This is a genomic window from Solidesulfovibrio carbinolicus (genome assembly GCF_004135975.1).
Classification (GTDB): domain Bacteria; phylum Desulfobacterota; class Desulfovibrionia; order Desulfovibrionales; family Desulfovibrionaceae; genus Solidesulfovibrio; species Solidesulfovibrio carbinolicus.
In genome coordinates, this window is the sequence record NZ_CP026538.1 from 2,584,784 (window position 1) to 2,607,017 (window position 22,234).

The following is a 22,234-nucleotide window of genomic DNA, read 5'->3' on the forward strand; positions in this document are numbered from 1 at the left end:
GCGGCGACGCGCCGGGATTTGCAGCCGGGACCGGCCTGGGGTAGCCTGCCGGCAAACAACCTCGGCAAGGAGCGTTCATGCAAGCGGTTATTTTCGAAAACGGCGCGGCGCGGCTGACGGAGCGTCCCCGACCCGAACCAGGTCCGGACGAGGCGCTTATCCGGGTGCGGCTGGCCGGAGTATGCAACACCGACCTTGAACTCTTGCGCGGCTACATGGGCTTTGCCGGCGTGCCCGGACATGAGTTCGTGGGCGAGGTGGCGGCCGCGCCGGGCCGGCCGGAACTGGTCGGCCGGCGGGTCGTGGCCGACATCAACCTCGGCTGCGGCGTCTGTCCCCGCTGCCGCAGGGGCGATCCCCGCCACTGCCCGGACCGTACGACCCTCGGCATCGCCGGCAAGGACGGCGCCTTCGCCGAATACCTGACCGTGCCGACCCGGGCCATCCATGTCGTGCCCGACACTGTCGGCGACCTGGAGGCCGTTTTCGCCGAACCCCTGGCCGCCGCCCTGGAACCCGGCCAGCAGCTGCATCTGACGGCCCGGACCAAGGCGCTGGTCCTTGGCGACGGCAAGCTCGGCATCCTCACCGCTTGCGCCCTACGCCATCTCGTGCCCGGCCTCGTCCTTGGCGGCAAACACGCCGCAAAACTTGCCATCGCCGCCACCCAGGGCGTGACCACGCGCCAGGGCGGCACGGCCGAGGCGCTAGTCCAAGATTTACTCCAGGAATACGGCCGCTTCGACGTGGTCATCGAGGCCACCGGCCGGCCGCAAGGGCTGGAAACCGCCCTGGACCTCACGCGCCCCGAAGGAACCGTCGTGCTCAAGACCACCACCTTCGCGCCCACAAGCCTTAACATGGCCCGGGTGGTGGTGGACGAAATCAGTCTGGTCGGCTCGCGCTGCGGCGACACGGCCCTGGCCCTGGCCTATCTCCGCGACGGGTTGGTGGATGTGACGCCCCTGGCCGAAGCCACCTACCCCCTGGCCGCGTTCCAGGCCGCCCTGGACCACGCGAGTCGGCCTGGGGCCATGAAGGTGATCGTGGACATGGACATGGAGAAGAGTGCCTCCGGCGGCCAAAGGGGCTGAGCCCCTTTGGAAACCCCATCTGGGGAACGAAAGAGGGCCGGGGGTTAGACGTCGAGGAGGGATTTGCGGGTGGCGGTCTCCCGGGTCAGGCCGCCGAGCAGGGCGGCAAAGGCCTCGGGCGACAGGATCGTGATGCCCAGGGCTTGCGCTTTGGCCAGCTTGGAGCCGGGATCGGCCCCGGCCACCAGATAGTCGAGTTTCTTGGACACCGAGCCGACCACGACGCCGCCGGCCGCCTCCACCAGCTTTTGGGCCGCCTCGCGGGTCAGGTCCGGCAGCGCGCCGGTAAAAAGAAACCGCTTGCCGGTCAGCGCCGTCTGGACGGCCGGCCTGTCCGGCTTGGCCTCGCCCACCGGCCACAAGCCGATCCCCTTGAACCGGGCCAGCAGTTCCCGGTTGGCTTCGTTGGCAAAAAATTCCCGAATGGAGCCGGCCACTTCCGGGCCGATGTCGGGCAGGGCCGTGAGTTCCTCGGCCGTGGCCGCGCCCAGGGCGTCCAGGTCGTGGAAATGCCCGGCCAGGGTCCGGGCCGTGCGCGTGCCCACCTGCCGGATGCCCAGGGCCGCGATGAGCCTGACCAGGCTGGCCGATTGCCTGGCTGCGGCCACGGCGGCCACGAAATTGGCGGCCGACTTCTCGGCCATGCGCTCTAAGGGGAGCAGGTCCGCCTCGGTCAGGTCGAACAGATCGGCCGGGCTTTTGACCATGCCCTTGTCGATGAGCGCCGACACCCACTTGGCCCCCAGGCCCTCGATGTCCAGGCCGGACTTGGACACGAAATAGCTGATGCCCCGGCGCAGCATGGCCGGGCAAGCCAGGTTGACGCAGCGCCAGGCCGCCTCGCCCTCGCCCCGAACGGCGTCCGATCCGCACGACGGGCAGACATGGGGGAAGTCGTAAGGCGCGGCCTCGGCCGGACGCTTGTCCTCCACCACCCGCACCACTTCCGGGATGACGTCGCCGGCCCGGCGCACCACCACCGTATCGCCCGGCCGCAGGTCCTTGGCCTTGATCTCGTCCTCGTTGTGCAGCGTGGCCCGGGCCACCGTCACCCCGGCCAGACTGACCGGCTCCAGGATGGCGACAGGCGTCAGCACGCCGGTGCGGCCCACCTGAACGTCAATATGTTTGAGCACGGTCTCGGCCTCGTGGGCCGGAAATTTGAGCGCCACGGCAAAGCGCGGAGCGCGGTCGGTAAAGCCCAAGGCCTCCTGCAAGGCCAGGCTGTCCACCTTGACCACCACCCCGTCGATCTCGAAGGGCAACTCCTGGCGCTGTCGGCCCATGGCCTCGAAATAGGGATAGACCTCGTCGGCCGCCACCACCTTGCCCTGGCCGGCCAAGGGCAGGCCCAGGGCCTTAAGTCCGGCCATGACCGCGCCGTGTGTGGCCCAGCCCGGTCCGGCCAGACCGTCGCCCCAGTCCTGGCTGCCCACGGCGTAGGTGAAAAACGTCAGGGGCCGGGTGGCCGAGATGCGCGAATCAAGCTGGCGCACCGAGCCGGCGGCGGCGTTGCGGGGATTGGCAAAGACCTTGCCCCCCTGCTCCCGCTGGCGTTCGTTGAGTTCGTAGAAATCCTGCCGGGTCATGACCACCTCGCCGCGCACCTCCAGCAAGCGCGGCACGGGCAGCCCGGCCCGAGCGGCATGGGGACGCAGGTCCAGGGGGACGTTGCGCACCGTGCGCACGTTTTCCGTCACATCCTCGCCCACCTCGCCGTCGCCGCGTGTGAGCGCCCCGGCATAGACGCCGTTTTCGTAAATGATCTCCAGGGCCAGCCCGTCAAACTTGGGATCAACCCAAAACGTCGGGGCGTCGAAGGCCACGCCGTCGCGCTCCAGCTTGTTGGCCGCCCGGGTCACGAAGTCCCGCCATTCCTCCTCCACCATGGCATTGTCCAGGCTGTACATGCGCAGCCGATGGGGCCGGGAGGCGAAGCCGTCCAGCACCGCCCCGCCCACCCGGCGCGTGGGCGAATTGGGATCCGCCAGCTCGGGATGGGCTTCTTCCAACGCCTTCAGTTCCCTATACAGGGCGTCGTAGGCCGCGTCCTCCACCGTGGGGTCGTCCAGGACGTAGTAGCGGTAGTCGTATTCGTGGATCAGGTCGCGCAGTTCGCGCAGACGCACGGCGGGATCAATGGTGCTCACGGCAATCACCCTTATCGGTCACAATCTTCCAATCGGTTAAGCCCGGCGTCGCCGTTGAAAATAACCTGCCACAGCCGTTCGAAGGCATGGCCGGTGTTTCCGGCGTCGTCGGGGTCGGCGGCGACGATGTCCAGGGCGCGGCGGTAAAAGGCCAACGGCCGGGCCAGAATGCGCTGCCGGGACACGAAAAACATGCCGGCTGGGGCCGGAACCAGAAATTGCTCCGGGACCGGGCCGGAAAACAGCTTGGCATAGACCTCGCCCACCGGGATGTCCCGGCCGAAGCCTGGCCGATGGCCGTGGCGGGCCGGATCGGCCAGATCGTGGGGCCGGCCCAGCCGGTCACACTTGAGCTTGAAGGCGGCAAATCCCGAAAAGTGCAGGCCCAGGCGGGCGTTTTGGCGCACCCGGTCGGCAAAGCTCTCGGGCGTCGCGCCGGGCGGCATGTGCTCGAAAGGCGCGGCCTGGACAAAGGCCGTATGGCCGGCCAGGCTGTCATAGCGCCCGACGATGTGGCTGAGATACGTGTGGCTCTCCCGGCCGATGTTGGGCAGGGACAGCTCGCCCGGCACTCCGGACTTGTCGTAGATCGTCACGGCCAGACCCAGGCCGGCCGTCCAGGCCACGTCTTCCCGATAGCGGGCCACCACGACTTCGAAGTCGGGCGCGCTCAAAGGATGGCCCGCAGCCCGTCCAGGCCGTCGCTACGGCCAACCAGAATCATGGTGTCCCCGGACTCCAGCACGGCTTGAGGCTGGGGATTGAAGATCATCTCGCCGCCGGCCTTCTTGATGGCCACGATGATGAGGTTGAAGCGCTGGCGGATCAGGGAGTCGATGAGATTTTTGCCCACGACCTCGGAATGGTCGGTGACTTGCAGCTCTTCCATTTGCAGGCCGGCGGGGCCTGTGCGGCCAGTGAGTTCCAGGAAGTTGACCACGGTCGGGCGCAGCACGGACTGGGCCATGCGCACGCCGCCGTAGAGGTGGGGCACCAGCACCTGATCGGCCCCGGCCCGTTGCAGGCGCTGGGTATGGCCCTGGGCGTCGGCCCGGGCCACGATGCGGATATTCGGGTTGAGCTGGCGGGCGGTCAGTGTCACGTACACGTTGGCCGCCTCCTGGGTCAGGGCGGCCACCAGGGTCTTGGCCCGCTCCAGACCGGCAGCCAGCAGCACCTCGTCGGCGGTGGCGTCGCCGGCCACATAGGGCACGCCGTGTTCGTCGAGGAGCCGGATGACCTCGGGATTGCTCTCCACGATGACCACGGGCACGTCCTCGGCCAGGATCTCCCGGGCCACGATGGAGCCGATGCGGCCGTAACCGCAGATGATGACGTGGTCCCTGTAGCCGTCGATGATTTTCTGCATACGCCGTCTCCCGAGATACTGTTGCAAGCGGCCTTCCACCAGCACCTGGGTGAAGGAGCCGACCAGATAGGCGAACGCGCCCACGCCGGAGACGATGAGCACCATGGTCAGGATGCGCCCGTTTCGCGACAGGGGATAGACTTCCTGGAAACCCACCGTGGAAAGGGTGATGACCACTTGGTAGAGGCTGTCGAATAAGCTCCAGTCCTCCACCCGCATGTAGCCGACAACGCCAAAGACGAAGACCAGGGCCAGGGCCACGAAACCGCCGATAAGCGGTCCCCAATGCCCCAGGCGGTTATTTAGGCGGGCAACGCGGCTACGCAGCCGCAAGGTCTTGCGGACGGCCACGAGCTAGCCCATTTCCAGCAGGCGCTGGCGCAGGGTCGCGGCCTGGTCGCGGAACTGGGCCGCTTTTTCGAATTCCAGGGCCTTGGCCGCCTCGCGCATCTCGCGCTCCACCTGCTTGAGTTTTCGTTCCATGGCTTTTTTCGACATGCCGCCGTAGGCCTCGGCTTCCTCATGTACGGCCGCGCCGGCCCCAAGCCCCCCGCCGGCCGTGGCGTAGCCGCCGCCGGAAGCACTCCAGGACCCGGTTTTTGCGTCGCCCTTGGCGTACAGGGAGTCCAGCACGCTGTCCATGGCCTTGACCACGCTGCGGGGCGTCTGCCCCGTTTCGCGGTTGGAGGCCTCCTGCTTCTCGCGGCGGCGGGCGGTCTCGTCCATGGCCGTGCTCATGGAGCGGGTCATGTTGTCGGCATAGAGGATGACCCGGCCGCCGACGTTGCGGGCCGCCCGGCCAAAGGTCTGGATGAGCGACCGCGCGGAGCGCAAAAAGCCTTCCTTGTCGGCGTCGAGGATGGCGACCAGGGACACTTCCGGGATGTCCAGGCCCTCGCGCAGCAGGTTGATGCCGACAAGCACCGAGAATTCGCCCTGGCGCAGGGCCTTGATGATGGCCACCCGCTCCAGGGTGTCGATGTCGGAGTGGAGATAGCGCGAGGTGACGCCCATGGAGTTAAAGTATTCGTTGAGCTCTTCGGCCATGCGCTTGGTCAGGGTGGTGACCAGCACCCGCTCGCCAGCCGCCATGCGGGTCCGGCATTCGGCCATGAGATCGTCCATCTGCCCCTTGGTGGGCCGCACCTCCACCACCGGATCGAGCAGGCCCGTGGGACGGATGATCTGCTCCACGACAACACCTTCGGAGCGGGTCAACTCCCAATCGCCGGGCGTGGCCGAGACATAGACGGCCTGGCCGATGCGGCCCAGGAACTCCTCGAAATTGAGCGGCCGGTTGTCCAGAGCCGAGGGCAGGCGGAAGCCGTAGTCCACCAGCGTCTGCTTGCGCGAACGGTCGCCGGCGTACATGCCGCCGATTTGCGGCACGGTGATGTGGGATTCGTCCACGAAGAGGATGAAATCCCTGGGGAAGTAGTCCAGCAGCGTATACGGTGGATCGCCGGCCTGCCGGCCGTCGAGGTGGCGCGAATAGTTTTCGATGCCGTTGCAGTAGCCCAGCTCCTCGATCATTTCGAGGTCCTGCATGGTGCGCATTTCCAGTCGCTGGGCGGCGAGCAGGTCGTTTCGCCCGCGCAGTTCGGTCAGGCGCAGGCGCAGTTCCTCGCGGATGTCGGACACGGCGCGGTTCAGGTTGTCGCGGTCGGACACGTAGTGGCTGGCCGGGAAGATGATGGCCTTGTCCATGGTCCCGAGCACTTCACCGGTGAGCGGATCGGTCTCCTGGATGGCTTCCAACTCGTCGTCGAAAAATTCCAGGCGCAACGCCCGTTCCCGGGCATAAGCCGGGATGATCTCGATGACGTCGCCGCGCACCCGGAACACGCCCCGGTGAAAATCGTAGTCGTTGCGCTCGTACTGGATCTCCACCAGCCGGGCCAGCACCTTCTCCATGCCGATCTTTTCACCCACCGTCAGGGTCAACACCATGCGCTCGTAGTAGTCGCGCGAACCCAGGCCGTAGATGCAGGACACGGAGGCGACGATGAGCACGTCGCGGCGGGTCAGCAGCGAATGGGTGGCGGCGTGGCGCAGCTTGTCGATGTCGTCGTTTATCGACGAGTCTTTCTCGATGTAGGTGTCCGTGCGCGGCAGATAGGCTTCGGGCTGGTAATAGTCGTAGTAGCTGACGAAGTATTCCACGGCGTTATGGGGAAAAAGCCCCTTGAATTCGCTGTAGAGCTGGGCGGCCAGGGTCTTGTTGGGGGCCATGACCAGGGCCGGGCGGTTGAGCCTGGCCACCACCTGGGCCATGGTGAAGGTCTTGCCCGTGCCGGTGGCCCCAAGCAACGTCTGGCTCGGCACGCCTTGGTCAAGGTTGCGGGCCAGTTCGTCGATGGCCTGGGGCTGGTCGCCGCGCGGGAGGTATTCGGATTCAAGCTGGAAATGCATGGCGTTTTCTTTTATATCCCCTGTCGACCCAATCCAAGCGAAAACCCTCGCGGCGTCCGGGTCGGCGGCCGTCCGCCGGTCCGGGGACAGCCCATCCCTGCAAGGAGACGCCTCATGGAAATCGATGTCGTTCCGGCGGACTTCCATCTGCCCGTGGACCGGGCCTGGACCGTGTCCATTGTCATCAAAACCTTCAAGGGCCGCAAGGACGTCACCGTCCATCTGTTCCGCCCCGAGTGGGACGCGGAAGAGGTTGAAATCTACGACTGGAACGTGCTCCTCGGCGATCCGGTCGATCCGGACCTGCCCGTCAGCTTCGAGAGCAGCCGCCGGGTGCTGCTTGAAGCCTTCACCGAGGAAGAGCGCGACGCGCTCATCGAGTATATCAAGACCCGCTACCAGGACAAGGTGTCGGAAGTGCATGGCTGCGCGCTGAACATCCCCATCCCCCTGGGCCTGGTCGCCCTGTCCGAACTGGCCGAAGGCAAGGACATCGGGTTTATCCACTTCGACAAGATCCCCAACTATTCGCTGCCCTTCCCCGTGCGCGGCTTCTATGACCTGAGCCAGCACAAGCCCATCATCGAAGGCTTGGACTAGTTCTTTCAACGGTTTCGACTTCCTGAAGTCGTTTCAAGGGGCCGCCCGGGCGGCCCCTTTTCCTGGAGTTTTTCGATGCAAAGCGTATGCGTTTTTTGCGGTTCGTCGTCCGGGGCCGACCCCATCTATGTCGATGTCGCCGACCGTCTGGGCAAGCTCCTGGCGGCCGAGGGCATCACCCTGGTCTACGGCGGGGCCTGCGTGGGGCTTATGGGCGCGGTGGCCGACGCGACGCTCGCCGCCGGCGGCAAGGCCATTGGCGTGTTGCCGGATTTCCTGCGCCGCAAGGAGCTGGCCTATCCGCGCCTGACCGAACTGTTCGTGGTGTCGTCCATGCACGAGCGCAAGGCGCGCATGGCCGAGCTGGCCGACGGCTTCATCGCCCTGCCCGGCGGCATGGGCACCCTGGAAGAGTTCTGCGAGATCATCACCTGGGCCCAGCTCGGGCTGCACCAAAAGCCGTGCTGCCTGCTCAACGTCCAGGAGTACTACGAGCCGCTGCTGCGTTTCGTCGACCGCATGGCCGGCGAAGGCTTCCTCAAGGAGCAGCAAAAAGGGCTGGTGCTCTCGGCCCCCACGCCCGAAGAGGCGCTCACCGCCATGCGGGGGTTTGAGCCGGTGATCGTGCCCAAGTGGGTGGATCGGAAGGAACGGGCGTAGGGGGTACGTTACCGCCAAGGAGTCAAGATATGAAGCCCATGACCTACAAGGGCTACGCCGCGCGCATTGAATACAGCGACGAGGACGACTGCTTTGTCGGACACATCGCCGGCATCAGCGCCATCGTCGGGTTTCACGGCGAAACCGTGCAGCAGATGCGCGACGGCTTCCGCGAAGCCGTGGATGACTATCTTGCGAACTGCGCCAAGGCCGGGCTTGAGCCGAAAAAGCCCTACTCAGGCAAGATCATGCTGCGAGTCTCGCCGGAGTTGCACGCCAAAGCGGCCATGATCGCTGCCGCCCAAGGCAAAAGCCTCAACGCCCTGGCCAGCGAAGCTCTTGAGCAGATCGCTTCCGGTTTATAATAACATAATATTGCCTCATGCTGCGAGAAGCGGATACTGTCATCCGTGCGGGCGCGCCATCAATGGCCGCAACGCGCACAGGATGGGAACGCTCACGACAGACGCATCAAGTCAACAGCCGGTCAAACAAGTCCGCTCCACGCGCCAGGACTTCGACGGTCCGGGCGATTTCGCCAGCACCGAAGAGGCCTTGGCCTACTACAAGGCCGAATATGCGCGGTTGAAGGCGATTATTGCTTTGCAGAAGGGGAAGATTCGGAAGTTGGTTGGGGAGACGCACACCTAGTCGCCCCAGGCAACTCCCACTTCCCCACCATACCCTCCTCTTCCCGGGCGGCTTCCAGCCGCCGCAAAAACTCGTTCCTGCGTACTTGCACCGCGCCGAAGCGCAGCAGATGGCCGGTGGCTTGCTGGCAGTCGATGAAGCGGAATTCGTGGCGATCCAGGAAGCGGCACAGCGTCACGAAGGCCACTTTCGAGGCGTCGGTGACACGGTGAAACATGGATTCGCCGAAAAAGGCCTTGCCGATGGCCACGCCGTAAGCCCCGCCCACGAATTCGCCGTTTTGCCAGGCTTCCACGCTGTGGGCGTGGCCGGCGGCGTGGAGGCGTTCGTAGCCTTCGATCATGTCCGGCACGATCCAGGTGCCGTTGTCGGCGTCGCGGGGGACGGCGGCACAGCCGCGAATGACGCCGGCGAAATCCGTGTCCAGGGTGACGGTGAACTTGCCCGAACGGATGGTGCGCTCCAGGCGTTTGGACACCCGCACATGGCCGGGCACGAGGATGGGGCGCGGGTCCGGCGACCACCACAGGATGGGGCTTTCGTCGTCGTACCAGGGGAAGATGCCGCGCCGGTAGGCGGCCAGCAGCCGCGACACGCTCAGGTCGCCGCCGACGGCCAAAAGCCCGCCCGGTTCGGCCAAGTGGGGGCTGGGGAACACCGGTTCGTCGATGAGGGCAAAAACAGGCATGGGTTTCCATATGCCGCAACCCGGACCGGGGCAAGGCCGGGCGGCGTCCTGAAGCCGCGTCGGGCCGATTGCCCAGGCATTTGGCGCTCGACAAGCCAGCAGGTTTAGCGCGCTCGACGCCCCGGCAGCGCTACCCATTTGACGCCGAGCGGGACAACGCCGCCTACCCAGCACTCCCCAACGCCGCGCGCCCGGCCCCCTCCCCCCTCCATAAAAAAACCGGGACCGCCCATGGACGGTCCCGGCATCAGCTTTCTTACTCAAGCTTCGCCTTTCCAACGAAGCCGCTTCACCTCTCGCCCCCCACTAACCCTTTCGGGGGGTCCGGGGGCCTCAGGCCCCCGGACGCCGGAGGCATCTTCCTCTTCTCTTCTCCCTCTTCCCTCTTCAGCTCTTCACTTCTCTTCCTCACCTCGCCCCTATTCCGCATCCGCCGCTTCGGCGATGGGCTTTTTCGGGGCGCGGCTGGTGAAGGTGAAGCTGAACAGTTCCGGCGCGCCTTCGGGGGCGGCGTCGATGGTGGCCTCGCCGCCCTTTTGCAGTTTGCCGAAGAGCATTTCCTGGGCCAGGGTATCCTTGATCTCGACCTGGATGACCCGGGCCAGGGGCCGCGCGCCGTAGTCGGCGTCGAAGCCCTTTTCGGCCAGCTTGGCCACGGCCAGGGGGGTCAGGCGCACGAACACGCGCTTTTCGGCCATCTGCGTGTTCAGTTCGCGGATGTACTTGCTCACGATGCGGTCCATGACGTCGGGGGTCAGGGACTTGAAGCCGATGATGCCGTCGAGGCGGTTGCGGAATTCGGGGCTGAACAGCCGTTCGATGGCCTTTTTGCCCTTGTCCGCCGCGTCGCTGGCCTTGGAACCGCCGAAGCCGATGTTTTTCGACGACATCTCGCGCGCTCCGGCGTTGGTGGTCATGAGCAGGATCACGTGGCCGAAGTCCGCCTTGCGGCCGTTGTTGTCGGTAAGCGTGGCGTAGTCCATGACCTGGAGCAGGATGTTGAACATGTCGGGGTGCGCTTTCTCGATTTCGTCGAGGAGCAGCACGGCGTAGGGGTGCTTGCGGATGGCGTCGGTGAGCATCCCACCCTGCTCGAAGCCGACGTAGCCCGGAGGCGCGCCGATGAGCCGGGCCACGGCGTGCTTTTCCATGTATTCGCTCATGTCGAAGCGCAGGAAATGGACGCCGAGCACGGCGGCCAGCTGCTTGGCCAGCTCGGTCTTGCCCACGCCGGTGGGACCGGCCAGCAGGAACGAGCCGGTGGGCTTGCCGGCGTTGGCCAGGCCCGCCCGCGAGCGCAGAATGGCCTTGGCGATGGCGTCCACGGCGTCGTTTTGGCCGAAGACCAGGTTTTTGAGTTCGCCTTCGAGGTTTTCCAGGCGCACCTTGTCCGAGGACGTGACCCGGGCGGCCGGAATCTTGGCCATGGCGGCCACGACGCGCTCCACCTCGGCCACGCCGATGGCTCCCTTGGCGGTGGTGCCGGCCAGCTTGCGCACGGCTCCGGCTTCGTCGATGACGTCAATGGCCTTGTCCGGCAGAAAGCGGTCGTTGATGTGGCGCGAGGACAGTTCCACGGCCGAGCGGATGGCCGCCGGGGTATAGCGCACGCCGTGATGGGCTTCGTAGTAGGTGCGAAGTCCCTTCAGGATTTCGACGGCTTCTTCCACGGTGGGTTCGCCCACGTCGATCTTCTGGAACCGGCGGGACAGGGCCCGGTCCTTTTCGAAATGGTTCTTGTATTCCTCATAGGTGGTGGAGCCGATGCAACGCAGCTTCCCGGACCCCAGGACGGGCTTCAGGATGTTGGACGCGTCCAAGGTGCCGCCGCTGGTGGCTCCCGCGCCGACGATGGTGTGGATCTCGTCCACGAACAGGATGGCCCCGGGCTTTTGCTCCAACTCGGCCAGGACGCTCTTGAGGCGCTGTTCGAAATCGCCCCGGTACTTGGTGCCGGCCAGGAGCGCGCCCATGTCCAGGGCGTAGATGAGCGTGTCCTGGAAGCCTTCGGGCACGTCGCCCCCCACGATGCGCAGGGCCAGGCCCTCGGCCAGGGCGGTCTTTCCCACGCCGGGATCGCCCACGAAGATGGGGTTGTTCTTGCGCCGGCGCAGCAGCACGTGGATGGTGCGGGTCAGCTCGTTGTCGCGGCCGATGAGCGGATCGATCTCGCCCTTGCGGGCCTTGGCCACGAGATCGACGGTGTACTGCTCCAGGGCCGAGCCGCCGGCCTTGCCGTCGCGCTCCTCGCCCGAGCCGGCGCCTTCGGGAGCCGCCTCCTTGCCGCCGCCGTGGGAGATGTACTCCAGCACGTCGAGCCGCGAGATGCCGTGGGACTTCAAGTAGTACACGGCATAGGAGTCTTCCTCGTCAAAGGTGGCGGCCAGGACGTCGCCGACTTCGACTTGCGTCTTGCCCGAGGACTGCATCTGCATGATGGCCCGCTGCAGGACACGCTGGACGCCAAGGGTCTGCACTACCTCGGCGTTGGTCTCCTGGGGCAGGGTTTCCATGTGATCGGTGAAAAAACGTTCAAGCTGGTGCTTGAGACGGACGACGTTGGCGCCGCAATGGACCAGGATGTTCCGGCCGGTCTCTTCCAGGAGCATGGCATAGAGCAAATGCTCCAGGGTGAGGTATTCATGGTGGCGACGCTTGACCTCTTTGACGGCGCTGGTCAACACCTGTTCGAGCTTTTTGCTGAGCATTCAGACCTCTTCCATGCTGCAACGCAGGGGGTAGCCGTTCTCCTTGGCCAACCGGTGGACCAAAGAAACCTTGAGTTCGGCCACCTCGGCCGTATAGATGCCGCACACCCCTACGCCATTGTTGTGGACATTGAGCATGATCTGCGTGGCTTCGTTTTCGTTCTTGCGAAACACGCTGACGAGCACCAGCACCACGAACTCCATGGTGGTGTAATCGTCGTTGTGCAGCATGACTTTGAACTGCCTGGGTTCGCGGACCTCGTCCTCGACGCTGAGGCCAACGCCGGACTGTTCGTCTTCCATGGGATGGCTCATGAGCTTGCCGGTACCTCTTCCAAGTGGTTGGACCGTCGGGAACACTTCCCCGAATTTCCCACCTCGGCGATAGATAAGTCGCCAACGGCGGCTGTCGAGGGGCACGGAGCCAGCGATTGCCGGCCCTTTCTCCATGATAGAATCTAGGGAAAAACGCGGCCACTGACAACCGCGTTTGCATCAAATTGAAATCGTTGGGGCTTTTAGGTGGCGGCGGCGAGTTCGGCCAGCAGGCGGCGGCGGGCGTCGGGGGCGAAGACAAAACTCGTTTCCGGCGGCAGATTGCGGCGGCGGCGATATTGCTGGTGGAGTTCGTGGTAGGTTTCGGTGAGCGCCAGCTCCATGGACAGCCCCAGCCGGCCGGCCAGGGGGGCGATGGACTCGGCCGGGCCTTCGATCTCCAGGTAAAGGCCAAAGGGCAGTTCGTCGAGGCACACGAGGCAGGCCCCGGCCTGCCAAGTTTCGCGGACCTTTTCGTAGCGCAAAAAGGGCAGATAGCCCAGGACGGCAAAGGCGGCTTCCAGGGCGGCCGGATCGGCCACCTCGGTCTCGATCTCCCGGCGCACCTTGAGTCCGGGCCGGCCCGGGGCCTCGACAGGCGTCTTGACGGTGACCTTGTTGGCGGCGTCGCGGCGGATACGCAGCAACACGTCGCGAGAGCGCAGGGAACCGGCCGCGTCGTCCAGGACCACGTTCTCCTCGAAGCGGCGCGACAAGAGTACCCCCCCGGCTTCGGCCAGGACCGCGCGCACGGGTTCGAAGGATTTGACGGCGAACTTGGTTTCGATCTCGTCGCCCATGGACATACAGCGACCTTCCTTACAGCGCTCTACAGAGCGACTCTTCCCGGGCGCACGGCACAGTCCCAACGACAAATTCGTGGCCGGGTCGGGCGTCGGCAAACAGCTTGCGGACCGGCTCCTAATGGGAGCAGTAGCGCACCACTTCAAAGGCGATGGCCCCAAGGGGCATGATTTTGTCCGCGCCGCCGAGCTTGATGGCTTCCTGGGGCATGCCGAAGACCACGCAGGAGGCTTCGTCCTGGGCGATGGTGTAGGCCCCGGTTTCGTGCATCTCCAGCATTCCGGCCGCGCCGTCGTCGCCCATGCCGGTCATGATGACGCCCACAGCGTTCTTTCCGGCATAGCGGGCGGCGGAACGGAAAAGCACGTCCACGCTTGGCCGGTGGCGGCGCACCAGCGGGCCGTCCTTGACCTCGACATAGTAGCGCGCGCCGCTGCGCTTAAGCAGCATATGGCGGTTGCCCGGAGCGATAAGCGCCTGGCCGCGCAAAATGGTGTCGCCATCGGCGGCTTCCTTGACGGTGATGCGGCAGATGCCGTCCAGGCGCTTGGCAAAGGCGGCGGTGAACTGTTCGGGCATGTGCTGGACAATGACGATGCCCGGGCAGTCCTGGGGCATGGCTTCGAGAAATTCGCGCAGGGCCTCGGTGCCGCCGGTGGACGCGCCCACGGCCACCACCCGTTCGGTGGTCTGGAACATGGCCTTGCCGGTAGGCCCGGGCAGCACGGCGTCGGCGGACAGCTTGGGCGTGACCTTCATGGGCCCTGCGGCGGCCATTTTCTTGATCTTGGCCCGAGCAGCGGCCTTGACCGCGTCGATGACCCGGATGCGCGACTCCTCCAGGAACTGCCGGGTGCCGAGCTTGGGTTTGAGAATGATGTCCACGGCCCCGTATTCCATGGCCCGCAGCGTGGTTTCCGAGCCGGATTCGGTGAGCGTCGAACAGATGACCACCGGAATGGGGTGCTGGGTCATGATCTTTCGCAGGAAGGTCAGCCCGTCCATGCGCGGCATTTCGATGTCCAGGGTGATGACGTCCGGGGCTTGCGTCTCCATGCGTTTAACCGCGGCATAGGGATCGCTGGCCGAGCCGATGACCTCGATGTCGGGGTCCGAAGCCAGGATATCGGTCAGGGTCTGGCGCACCAGGGCGGAATCGTCCACCACCAGGACCTTGATGGTCTTACTCACAAAAACCTCGTATTCCGATCAGGTAACCTTATATCTTTTTGTATACCGTAGGAGCGTGCTGGCGCAAGGGCAAGTCCATGCCGGTGAGGCTCTCGGAATGGCCAATGAACAAAAAGCCGCCGGGCAATAGTTGGGTGCAAAACTTCTGGAGCAGACGCTCCTGAGTGGCCCGGTCGAAATAGATCATGACGTTGCGGCAAAAGATCGTGTCCATGAGCTCGGGGAAGGCAAAGGAATCCATGAAGTTGAGCCGCCGGTAGTCCACGATGCGCCGCAGTTCCGGGGCCACGCGCACAAGCCGTTTGGCTTTGTCCTTGCTCCGCAGAAAATACCGGCGTTTGAGATCCATGGACATCTTGGCCAGACGCTCCTCGGGATAGATGCCGCTTTGGGCCATGGCCAGCACCCGGGTAGAAATGTCCGTGGCCATGACGCTGAAGCGGAACCCGGCAAAGCGGCTGGCGAATTCCGACAGCACGATGCACAGGGTATAGGGTTCCTCGCCGGTGGAACAACCGGCGCTCCAGAGCCGAAACGGTCGCCCCGTGCCGTGCTGGCTGCGCCACATGGGTAGGGTCTGCTCGGTCATGATCTCGAAATGGCGCGGTTCGCGGAAAAATTCCGTGGTGTTGGTGGTGATGACGTCGATGAGGTGGACGAGTTCCTCGTCGAGGCCCTCGGCGCTGAAAAGAAATTCGAAGTAGTCGCGGTAGCCGGCCTTGCCGAGCATACGCAGCCGCTTTTGTAGTCGGGCCTCCACCATCACTTTCTTGGACAAGGGCAGTTTGATGCCGACTTCGGCATGGATGAAGTCGCTTAACCGCTTGAACTCCTTATCGGACATGGAGACCAGACCAGAGGCGCGTCCGGGTGCGACATCCAAAACCATGAAAATCAGTCCTCCCCTGCCTCGGCTCCGGCCTCGCCCAGGGCCTGGGCCAGTCCGGCCAGCTCCATGGAGCTGAAGACCTTGTTGATGTCGAGGATGATGATGAACTGTTCACCGGACTTGCCCATGCCACGGATGTAGTCGGCCCGGATGGGCGTGCCCATGCGGGGCGGCGGCTCGATCTGGGAGGACTCCATCTCGTAGACCTCCTGGACGGAATCGGCCAGGGCCCCGAGCACCGTGGGTTCGCCTTCGATGTCCACCTCGACGATGATGATGCAGGTGTTGACCGTGCGGGCCGTGCTGCCCATGCCGAACTTTTGCTTGAGGTCCACCACCGGCACGGCCCGGCCTCGCAGATTGATGACGCCGCGAATAGCATCCGGAGTGCGGGGCACCCGGGTGATGTTGACCAGTTCGAGCACTTCGCGCACCGAGGCGATGTCCAGGGCGAACAGTTCCCGTTCCAGGGTGAAGGTGAGATACTGGTTGTCGTTGCTGCTGACGGCCTCGGCCATGTCGTCCTCCCGCTCTCGCGGCGTTGTCGCCTGTACGCCGACGCTGGCGGGCAAGCCCGCTTGCGGCGCGTTGCAATCGGTTTTCCGGAAAGGCCAGGATCAGGTGCGGCCGGCCTCGAACAGGGCCTCCCGGCGTACCAGGGCGGCCACGTCGATAATAAGCGCCATGGAGCCGTCGCCTCGGATGGTGGCCCCGGAAAACGCGTCCACGTCGCGGTAGAGACGGCCCAGGGTCTTGATGACGGTCTGGTGCTCGCCCACGACCCGATCCACGGCGATGCCGATGCGCTCGCCGTCCACCCGGGCAACCACGATGGGTTCGATGGCCGGCGGCTGCCCGCCCAGGCCGAAGGCCTCGCGAAGGCTCAGGACCGGGGCGACCTCGCCGCGCAGATTGACGATGCGCCGACGCTGCCCGTCTTCGTCCCGGGCCAGCTCCACGCACTCTTCCACATGCCCCAGGGGCACGACATAGTATTCGCCGCCGGCCTGGACCTGCAGCCCGTCGATAATGGCCAGGGTCAGCGGCAAACGCACGGTGATGGACGTGCCCTTGCCGCGCTCGGAGTCGATCTCCACGCTGCCGCGCAGGGCGTCGATGGCCCGTTTGACCACGTCCATGCCCACGCCCCGGCCGGAGACGCTGGTGACGGCCTTGGCCGTGGAAAAACCGGGCTGAAAAATGAGGTGGTAGAGTTCCTTGAGCGTCAACTCAGCGCCCGGACTGATGAGTCCCCGTTGTTCGGCCTTGGCCCGGATGGCGGCCGGGTCGAGGCCGCCGCCGTCGTCGCCGACGGTGATGCAGACCTCGCCGCCGACATGGGCGGCGGCCAGGCTGATGCGGCCGGCGGCCGGCTTGCCCACGGCCTGGCGCTGGGCCGGGGATTCGATGCCATGATCAATGCTGTTGCGCAGCAGATGCACCAGCGGATCGCTCAAGCGTTCAATGACGGTCTTGTCGAGTTCGGTTTCCTCGCCGCTGGTCACGAGTTCGATGTCCTTGCCGAGTTCTGTGGACAGATCGCGCACCAGCCGGCGAAACTTGGCGAAGGTAGCCCCGATGGGCAACATGCGGATGGACAAGGTGGAATCGCGCAGGCTTTCGCTTAAGCGTTCCAGGTGCTCGGCCAGCCCCCGCAGATGCGGGTCGCCGCGCTCGTCCACGGCCTGGCGGATCTGGGCCTGGACAATGACCAGCTCGCCCACCAGATCGACCAGGAAATCGAGTTTGTCGGCGGCCACCCGGATGCTGGAGGTCTTTTCCTGGCGCTCGGCCTGTTTCTGGCCCAGGTCGCGCACAGCTGTCTGTTCGGCCAGGGCCGAGGCCACCTGGCTTGGCTGCACCAAGCCCTGGTCGGCCAGGATGTCTCCCAGACGCTTCTGGGCGGACAGGGCATTTTCCAGGTCGGCCGGGGTGATGTCGCCGCGTTCGACCAAAATCTGGCCCAGCAGTTTGTGGATGCCCTCCCCGTCCATGGCGCAGCCGTCGTCCAGGAGATCAATGGTCAGGTCACACTCGTCTTCGACGAAAAGAAACACGTCGGCCAGCTCCTGGCGAGAGGCCGGCGAACGCAGCACGCAGTCCCACCAGACCAGACAGGCTTCCGGGTCGAGGTCGTCCAGGGGACCCACGGCCTCGACATGGGCAAACATCCGGCATTCGCCCAGGGAACAGACGTCTTCCAGAAGGTGCAAGGGATTGTTGCCCGTCACCAGAATGTCGCCCTGGGGGCGGATACGCAGACGGTAGATACGGGCGACCCCCGGCGACGCCTCCTGGGAAACGGCCGAAGCCGCAGCGGCCGGGGCGGCTTCCTCGCCAGCGTAGCGGCGAAAGCCTTCCAGCAACGTACGACCGGCGGCGGTCAGCCCGGCATCGCCGGCATTGTCGGGTTCAAGCAGCGCCCGAATATGGTCGCAGGCGTGAAAGGACAAGTCGAGCAGTTCCCTGCTGACGCCGAGCAGGCCGTTTCGCACCTTGTCGAAAACGGTTTCCACATCATGGGTGAAGGTGGCGATGTCATCGAAACCGAACATCGCGCCGGAACCCTTGATGGTGTGCATGGCCCGGAAAATTTTGTGGAGCAGGTCGGTGTCGCCGGGCGTGCGCTCCAACTCCAAAAGCGACGCCTCCAGGTCGGCCAGGAGTTCCTTGGCCTCCTCAAGATAGGCCAGACGGTGGACGTCGTCCTGGGACATCATGGCGTGCTCGTCTCTCCTGTTCCCCGACAGGCCGGGGCATGCCTCGCCGCGCGCGGCAGGCCGTCGGCCTGGCGGCTCCTGACTCTTGCTCCAGCCGGCCCCTTAAAACAACTCCACATTGTCGCCGAAATCCGAGGCAGCCTCGTGCGCCGGCGCGGCAGCGACGGCTGCCCGGCCTGACAAGGCCTTGGCTTTTGACGATGCGCCGAAAGCGGCCTCATGCACGTCGCGTTCGGCTTCCATGGTATAGCGGTCATAGAGCTGGCGCAGCCGGGCGCTACGCCCCTTGCCGCCGCCCGGGGCAATCTTTCTGGCGACGGCGATCTGGCCATCCAGAGCGCGCCGGACCTCGGACAAGGAACGGCCGATCTCCCGGTCGAAGACGATGCGCCGCGAGAGTTCGTCGGCCCGGCCGCCCCAATCCCGGCTGGAATTGCGCAGCACCGTGAAAAGCTCCTGGCAACGCGCGGCGGACCTCGTGGTTTCAGCCAGCACGGCGTCGAGTTCTCCCACCACCCGCCACGCTTCGGACTGATCGTTATACCGGCTGGCGTTTTCCTGCAAGCCCTTCGAAGCACTGGCAATATTTCCCAGAATACGGGCCACGGCGTCGGTTTGTCGGCGGGCGTCGGCGGACAGGCGTTGGATGGCCAGGGCCAACACGCCCAGGGCCGCGCCGGCCGTGCCGGTATGGGCGGCCTTGATGCTGGCGTTTATGGCGATGAGTTCGATCTCCGCCCCCACTTCTTCGATGGCCTCGATGGCCCCGCTCATGCCCGAGACCGTCTCGGCCACGGCGTCCATGTTGTTGCCCAGAGCCTCGCCTTCAGCGGCGAAATCACCCAGTTCGGTCTTGACCGTGGCCACTCCGGCCTCCAGACGGGAAAGCGGCGTGTCGTCGATCTCGCCGCCGGCCAGGCCGGTGATGGAATCGCCCATGGCCCGGATGCGTCCGGCGATGGACTCCAGCGAACCGCGCAGGGTGTCGGCGGCCCGGATAAAATGGTTGTCGGCGCTTTGGATCTGGGAGGACTGCAAGGTCAGGACATCGGCGGTGAAAGCGGCCAGTTCCTCCAGGGTCGACGAGTCGGCCGTCGTATCGACCTCGGCGGCGAGCATGGCCGCGGTTTCCCCGATGGCCTGCTCGGCATGCTCGACCTGCTGACGCACGATGTCGTGAAATTGCATGGAACGCACGGCCTGACCGAGGTCGGCGGCAATGTCGCCGGCGCTGCGCGTGAGCTCCTGGGAAATGTCAACGGAACAGGAGGCCATCTCGGCCAGAGCCTTGATGTTAGCCCCAAGCTCCCGCACGATGACCTCGTGGCACTGTTCCTGGGTGCCGAGGATGGTCATGTTGCGCTGCCGGGCCGAGCCGACGTGTCCGCGCAGGGTTTCGATGCGCCCGGCGATGCCGGCGCAGTGGCTGACGATCTGGTTGGCAAGCTTTTCCACGTCGTCGGCCAGGGTGGTGAACCCCCGGCCATCGGCTCCAAGCCGGGCGCTCTCAATGCGCGTGGCGATGCCAAGCATACTCAAGTGTTTAACTATCTTGGAGAATTCCGACAAAATGGCGGAGAGTTCATCGACGATGACCACCACGGCATCAATCTCGTCCAGGCTCTGGCGGCCGGCGGCCCGGGCGGCCTCGTTGGTCAAGCTCTCCAGTTCGGCGGACAGAGCGCGCAGCCGGTCGTGCATGTCCTGGGCCGAGCTGCACGACACCAGTTCCTGGGCGTTTTGGGCAATGCTCTCGCAACTGCCCTGCAGCCCGTACAAGGCCTCGCCGAGATCCAGAAAATCCTGTTCCCGGGCCTTGACGGCGCTGCTTAAGCCATGACCGGCTCTGTCCAAGCTGACACGGCACTGCCGCAACATGCCCTTGGCGTCGGCGAGCTGGATCGTATCGGCCATGTGCCTACCCTTGTCCCGGTTTTTTACGACGCCCTGACCCGCCAGCGCCTATGCGGCGCCGCCGGACCGGCAGCCTCTCCCGTGCGGGGAGTCCTCATCTAGGAGAAAACTGCCACGTTTTTCGGGAAAGAGCAAAGCGTTCTTGTCACACGCCGCCGCGACGACGACGCAAGGCCTTGCGCAGCCAAATGCCGCAGGCGACCAAAGCGACAACGCCCAGTATGGCCAATTGAGCGTGATGCACGTTGTCAAGCACCCGGGTCAGGACATTTTCCAACAAACTGCCGAAGCCGTAGCCGATGAGCGCGAAGGCGACGGCCCAAATGGCCGCGCCGATGGTATTGAGCAAGAAGAACTTGAGTACGGAAATCTCGGCCGTGCCGAGGACGAAGGGCGTAAGGTTGCGCAGGCCATAAAAAAAGCGGAAGGTCAGGATAAGCACTTCATGGTATTTATTGAGCATGGCATGGACCCGGTCGGCCCTGGCGCGCCATTTCTCACTGCGAGCAACGAGTTTTCGCCCGTAGTGACGGCCGATGAAAAAGGCGGTCTGGTCGCCGGCCAAGCTGCCGCAAAAGGCGCACAAGATCACCAGGCGCAAATCAAGATTGAATTCCGGGGATTGGGCAGCGAACCCGGCCAGAAGGAGGATGGTTTCGCCCTCCAAAAAGGTGCCTATGAAAAGCGCCAAATACCCGTACTGGGCAATCAATTCCTTCATGAATTCTATGGACATGAAATAGCGCCCCCGTCATGGCTCCCCACTTGGCGGGAGCGTGGTTTTGACTCGTGAGAAGTATGCGCTTCCCGCGTCTGTGTCCACCGGTTGCCCCGGGGAAATCACGACGTTGCGCATCATCCGTGGAATCACTTGAAATGGGCAGCATCCTCTGCCATCATGGGCCACGATCAACCTTTACCAAAGATTATGACGCACTTTAGCGACATCATTGCCCAAAACGTTGTCGAAAGCCTGCCGGTGGGCCTGCTCATCGTGGACCATGCCGGGGCTTTCACCACGGTCAATCCGGCTGCGGCAACCATTTTGGGATACTCCAGGCAACAGTTGCTCGGACGCGGCTGGGGCGATTTGTTTTTTGAAAACGAGGCCAACGCCCGATTCAATCAAATCGTCATGGACGTCATTCAAAATGAGCTGGTGGGCCTGTGCCGGGTGGTGCCTTACGCCGCTCCGGACGGCAGACTGCTTGAACTCTCCATCACCAGTTCCTATCTGTCCGGAGGCAGCAACACTGCCGGCGTGGTGGTCATTTTGCACGACCTCACGGAACTCTCCCGAATGCAGCGCCGCGAAACCGACATGCTCAAGGAGGTCAACCGGATCCAGCAGGAAAAAATCCGGGGACTCAACAAGCTGGCCGCCTCGGTGGCCCATCAAATCCGCAACCCGGCCTTCGCCATCGGCGGCTTCGCCTCGCGCCTGGCCCGCCAGCTCGCAAGCCTGGGCATAGACTCATCCTACCCGGGCATCATTCTCGACGAGGCCAAACGCCTGGAGACCCTGGTGCGCACCGTGGGCCGGTTTGCCGCCCTGGGTCCGGCGCGGCCCCAGCCGGTCCGGCTGGCCGAGGTGGCGGACCAGGCCATGAAGCTGGCCCAGACCCTTGCGTCCGGCCAGGCGGCCGGCGCCGTCTGGCGTTTCGACCTGCCGGAAGTCCAGCTCGTGGTCGACCGGGACCAGATCGCCGGCGCCCTGGCCGAACTCTTCCGCAACAGCCTGGAATGCGCCGCCCCCGGTCCCGTGACCATCGATCTGACGGCCGCCGCCGAGGGCGAACGCCTGGAGCTGGCCGTCACCGACGACGGCCCCGGGATCAGGCCGGCCGACGCGCCCCATGTTTTCGACCCGTTCTATTCCGGCCGGCCCGACAAGGCCGGCATGGGCCTGACCCTGGCCCAGGAGATCGTGCTTGAACACAACGGTAGCCTGGTCCTGGACTCCGGCCATGTCGGCGGAGCCAGGTTCGTCTTGACCATTCCGCGCTTTCCCAGCCACCTCATGTCCCGCCTGGAAGAACCGGAACCAGCGGCCTCGGGCGCCTGATCTC

The 22,234-nt window shown here is 64.8% G+C and carries 19 protein-coding genes; 5 read left to right on the forward strand and 14 right to left on the reverse strand.

Annotated features, from left to right (window positions below):
• Positions 1-77 precede the first annotated feature (77 nt).
• A complete protein-coding gene (locus tag C3Y92_RS11595; protein ID WP_129352690.1) occupies positions 78-1,094 on the forward strand; it encodes an MDR/zinc-dependent alcohol dehydrogenase-like family protein in 1,017 nt (338 codons plus the stop codon).
• 44 nt (positions 1,095-1,138) lie between these two features.
• Here the strand turns inward: C3Y92_RS11595 and ligA are convergent, their stop codons facing one another.
• Genes ligA through uvrB form a run of 4 tightly spaced genes read right to left on the reverse strand, consistent with a single transcriptional unit; the run spans position 1,139 to position 7,025 of the window.
• Complete coding sequence (ligA, locus tag C3Y92_RS11600; RefSeq protein WP_129352692.1) at positions 1,139-3,244, reverse strand: NAD-dependent DNA ligase LigA; 2,106 nt, start codon at positions 3,242-3,244, stop codon at positions 1,139-1,141.
• A gap of 11 nt (positions 3,245-3,255) precedes the next feature.
• Positions 3,256-3,918, reverse strand: coding sequence for a DUF3431 domain-containing protein (locus tag C3Y92_RS11605; protein WP_129352694.1), 663 nt, complete (start codon positions 3,916-3,918; stop codon positions 3,256-3,258).
• Positions 3,915-4,964: a potassium channel family protein gene (locus C3Y92_RS11610; protein ID WP_129352696.1), complete on the reverse strand. Its 1,050-nt coding sequence runs from the start codon at positions 4,962-4,964 to the stop codon at positions 3,915-3,917. The genes C3Y92_RS11605 and C3Y92_RS11610 overlap by 4 nt, the downstream gene beginning before the upstream one ends.
• Before the next feature lie 3 nt (positions 4,965-4,967).
• Positions 4,968-7,025 carry an excinuclease ABC subunit UvrB gene (uvrB, locus tag C3Y92_RS11615; RefSeq protein ID WP_129352698.1) on the reverse strand — a complete coding sequence of 686 codons (2,058 nt, stop codon included), beginning with the start codon at positions 7,023-7,025 and terminating at the stop codon, positions 4,968-4,970.
• Positions 7,026-7,139: 114 nt separating this feature from the next.
• Here uvrB and C3Y92_RS11620 point away from each other — a divergent pair, with 114 nt between their 5' ends.
• From C3Y92_RS11620 to C3Y92_RS11630, 3 genes are all read left to right on the forward strand, one after another.
• Entirely contained in the window at positions 7,140-7,625 is a 486-nt protein-coding gene (locus tag C3Y92_RS11620; protein ID WP_129352700.1) for a hypothetical protein, read from the forward strand.
• A gap of 75 nt (positions 7,626-7,700) precedes the next feature.
• Positions 7,701-8,285 carry an LOG family protein gene (locus C3Y92_RS11625; protein ID WP_129352702.1) on the forward strand — a complete coding sequence of 195 codons (585 nt, stop codon included), beginning with the start codon at positions 7,701-7,703 and terminating at the stop codon, positions 8,283-8,285.
• 29 nt (positions 8,286-8,314) lie between these two features.
• On the forward strand, positions 8,315-8,650 hold the full coding sequence (locus tag C3Y92_RS11630) for a type II toxin-antitoxin system HicB family antitoxin (protein WP_129352704.1): 336 nt from the start codon (positions 8,315-8,317) through the stop codon (positions 8,648-8,650).
• Between the two features lie 230 nt (positions 8,651-8,880).
• Here the strand turns inward: C3Y92_RS11630 and aat are convergent, their stop codons facing one another.
• From aat to C3Y92_RS11685, 10 genes are all read right to left on the reverse strand, one after another.
• On the reverse strand, positions 8,881-9,624 hold the full coding sequence (gene aat / locus C3Y92_RS11640; RefSeq protein WP_129352708.1) for a leucyl/phenylalanyl-tRNA--protein transferase: 744 nt from the start codon (positions 9,622-9,624) through the stop codon (positions 8,881-8,883).
• 419 nt (positions 9,625-10,043) lie between these two features.
• Positions 10,044-12,332 carry an ATP-dependent Clp protease ATP-binding subunit ClpA gene (clpA, locus tag C3Y92_RS11645; RefSeq protein WP_129352710.1) on the reverse strand — a complete coding sequence of 763 codons (2,289 nt, stop codon included), beginning with the start codon at positions 12,330-12,332 and terminating at the stop codon, positions 10,044-10,046.
• Positions 12,333-12,635 (reverse strand): ATP-dependent Clp protease adapter ClpS, encoded by a 303-nt coding sequence (clpS, locus tag C3Y92_RS11650; RefSeq protein WP_129355870.1) that lies wholly within the window; start codon positions 12,633-12,635, stop codon positions 12,333-12,335.
• A gap of 215 nt (positions 12,636-12,850) precedes the next feature.
• On the reverse strand, positions 12,851-13,453 hold the full coding sequence (locus C3Y92_RS11655) for a class IV adenylate cyclase (protein WP_129352712.1): 603 nt from the start codon (positions 13,451-13,453) through the stop codon (positions 12,851-12,853).
• A 115-nt stretch (positions 13,454-13,568) separates the two neighbouring features.
• Positions 13,569-14,642, reverse strand: a complete 1,074-nt coding sequence (locus C3Y92_RS11660; protein WP_129352714.1) for a protein-glutamate methylesterase/protein-glutamine glutaminase — start codon at positions 14,640-14,642, stop codon at positions 13,569-13,571.
• Between the two features lie 28 nt (positions 14,643-14,670).
• Positions 14,671-15,531 carry a CheR family methyltransferase gene (locus C3Y92_RS11665; RefSeq protein ID WP_129352716.1) on the reverse strand — a complete coding sequence of 287 codons (861 nt, stop codon included), beginning with the start codon at positions 15,529-15,531 and terminating at the stop codon, positions 14,671-14,673.
• A gap of 5 nt (positions 15,532-15,536) precedes the next feature.
• Entirely contained in the window at positions 15,537-16,049 is a 513-nt protein-coding gene (locus tag C3Y92_RS11670) for a chemotaxis protein CheW (protein WP_129352718.1), read from the reverse strand.
• A 99-nt stretch (positions 16,050-16,148) separates the two neighbouring features.
• Positions 16,149-18,251: a chemotaxis protein CheA gene (locus tag C3Y92_RS11675; RefSeq protein WP_129352720.1), complete on the reverse strand. Its 2,103-nt coding sequence runs from the start codon at positions 18,249-18,251 to the stop codon at positions 16,149-16,151.
• 102 nt (positions 18,252-18,353) lie between these two features.
• The gene (locus tag C3Y92_RS11680; RefSeq protein WP_129352722.1) at positions 18,354-20,165 is read right to left on the reverse strand and encodes a methyl-accepting chemotaxis domain-containing protein; all 1,812 of its coding nucleotides are present in this window, start codon (positions 20,163-20,165) and stop codon (positions 18,354-18,356) included.
• Positions 20,166-20,310: 145 nt separating this feature from the next.
• Positions 20,311-20,901, reverse strand: a complete 591-nt coding sequence (locus tag C3Y92_RS11685) for a DedA family protein (protein ID WP_129352724.1) — start codon at positions 20,899-20,901, stop codon at positions 20,311-20,313.
• A gap of 192 nt (positions 20,902-21,093) precedes the next feature.
• On the opposite strand from C3Y92_RS11685, the gene C3Y92_RS11690 reads away from it, so the two are divergent.
• On the forward strand, positions 21,094-22,230 hold the full coding sequence (locus C3Y92_RS11690) for a two-component system sensor histidine kinase NtrB (protein ID WP_129352726.1): 1,137 nt from the start codon (positions 21,094-21,096) through the stop codon (positions 22,228-22,230).
• Positions 22,231-22,234 lie beyond the last annotated feature (4 nt).

Excerpts from the sequence above, each read along its gene's own strand:
- C3Y92_RS11595 (WP_129352690.1), top strand. The coding sequence starts at position 78 with ATGCAAGCGGTTATTTTCGAAAACGGCGCGGCGCGGCTGACGGAGCGT.
- uvrB (WP_129352698.1), bottom strand. The coding sequence starts at position 7,025 with ATGCATTTCCAGCTTGAATCCGAATACCTCCCGCGCGGCGACCAGCCC.
- C3Y92_RS11620 (WP_129352700.1), top strand. The coding sequence starts at position 7,140 with ATGGAAATCGATGTCGTTCCGGCGGACTTCCATCTGCCCGTGGACCGG.
- C3Y92_RS11625 (WP_129352702.1), top strand. The coding sequence starts at position 7,701 with ATGCAAAGCGTATGCGTTTTTTGCGGTTCGTCGTCCGGGGCCGACCCC.
- C3Y92_RS11630 (WP_129352704.1), top strand. The coding sequence starts at position 8,315 with ATGAAGCCCATGACCTACAAGGGCTACGCCGCGCGCATTGAATACAGC.
- aat (WP_129352708.1), bottom strand. The coding sequence starts at position 9,624 with ATGCCTGTTTTTGCCCTCATCGACGAACCGGTGTTCCCCAGCCCCCAC.
- clpA (WP_129352710.1), bottom strand. The coding sequence starts at position 12,332 with ATGCTCAGCAAAAAGCTCGAACAGGTGTTGACCAGCGCCGTCAAAGAG.
- clpS (WP_129355870.1), bottom strand. The coding sequence starts at position 12,635 with ATGGAAGACGAACAGTCCGGCGTTGGCCTCAGCGTCGAGGACGAGGTC.
- C3Y92_RS11655 (WP_129352712.1), bottom strand. The coding sequence starts at position 13,453 with ATGTCCATGGGCGACGAGATCGAAACCAAGTTCGCCGTCAAATCCTTC.
- C3Y92_RS11665 (WP_129352716.1), bottom strand. The coding sequence starts at position 15,531 with ATGGTTTTGGATGTCGCACCCGGACGCGCCTCTGGTCTGGTCTCCATG.
- C3Y92_RS11670 (WP_129352718.1), bottom strand. The coding sequence starts at position 16,049 with ATGGCCGAGGCCGTCAGCAGCAACGACAACCAGTATCTCACCTTCACC.
- C3Y92_RS11675 (WP_129352720.1), bottom strand. The coding sequence starts at position 18,251 with ATGATGTCCCAGGACGACGTCCACCGTCTGGCCTATCTTGAGGAGGCC.
- C3Y92_RS11680 (WP_129352722.1), bottom strand. The coding sequence starts at position 20,165 with ATGGCCGATACGATCCAGCTCGCCGACGCCAAGGGCATGTTGCGGCAG.
- C3Y92_RS11685 (WP_129352724.1), bottom strand. The coding sequence starts at position 20,901 with ATGTCCATAGAATTCATGAAGGAATTGATTGCCCAGTACGGGTATTTG.
- C3Y92_RS11690 (WP_129352726.1), top strand. The coding sequence starts at position 21,094 with ATGACGCACTTTAGCGACATCATTGCCCAAAACGTTGTCGAAAGCCTG.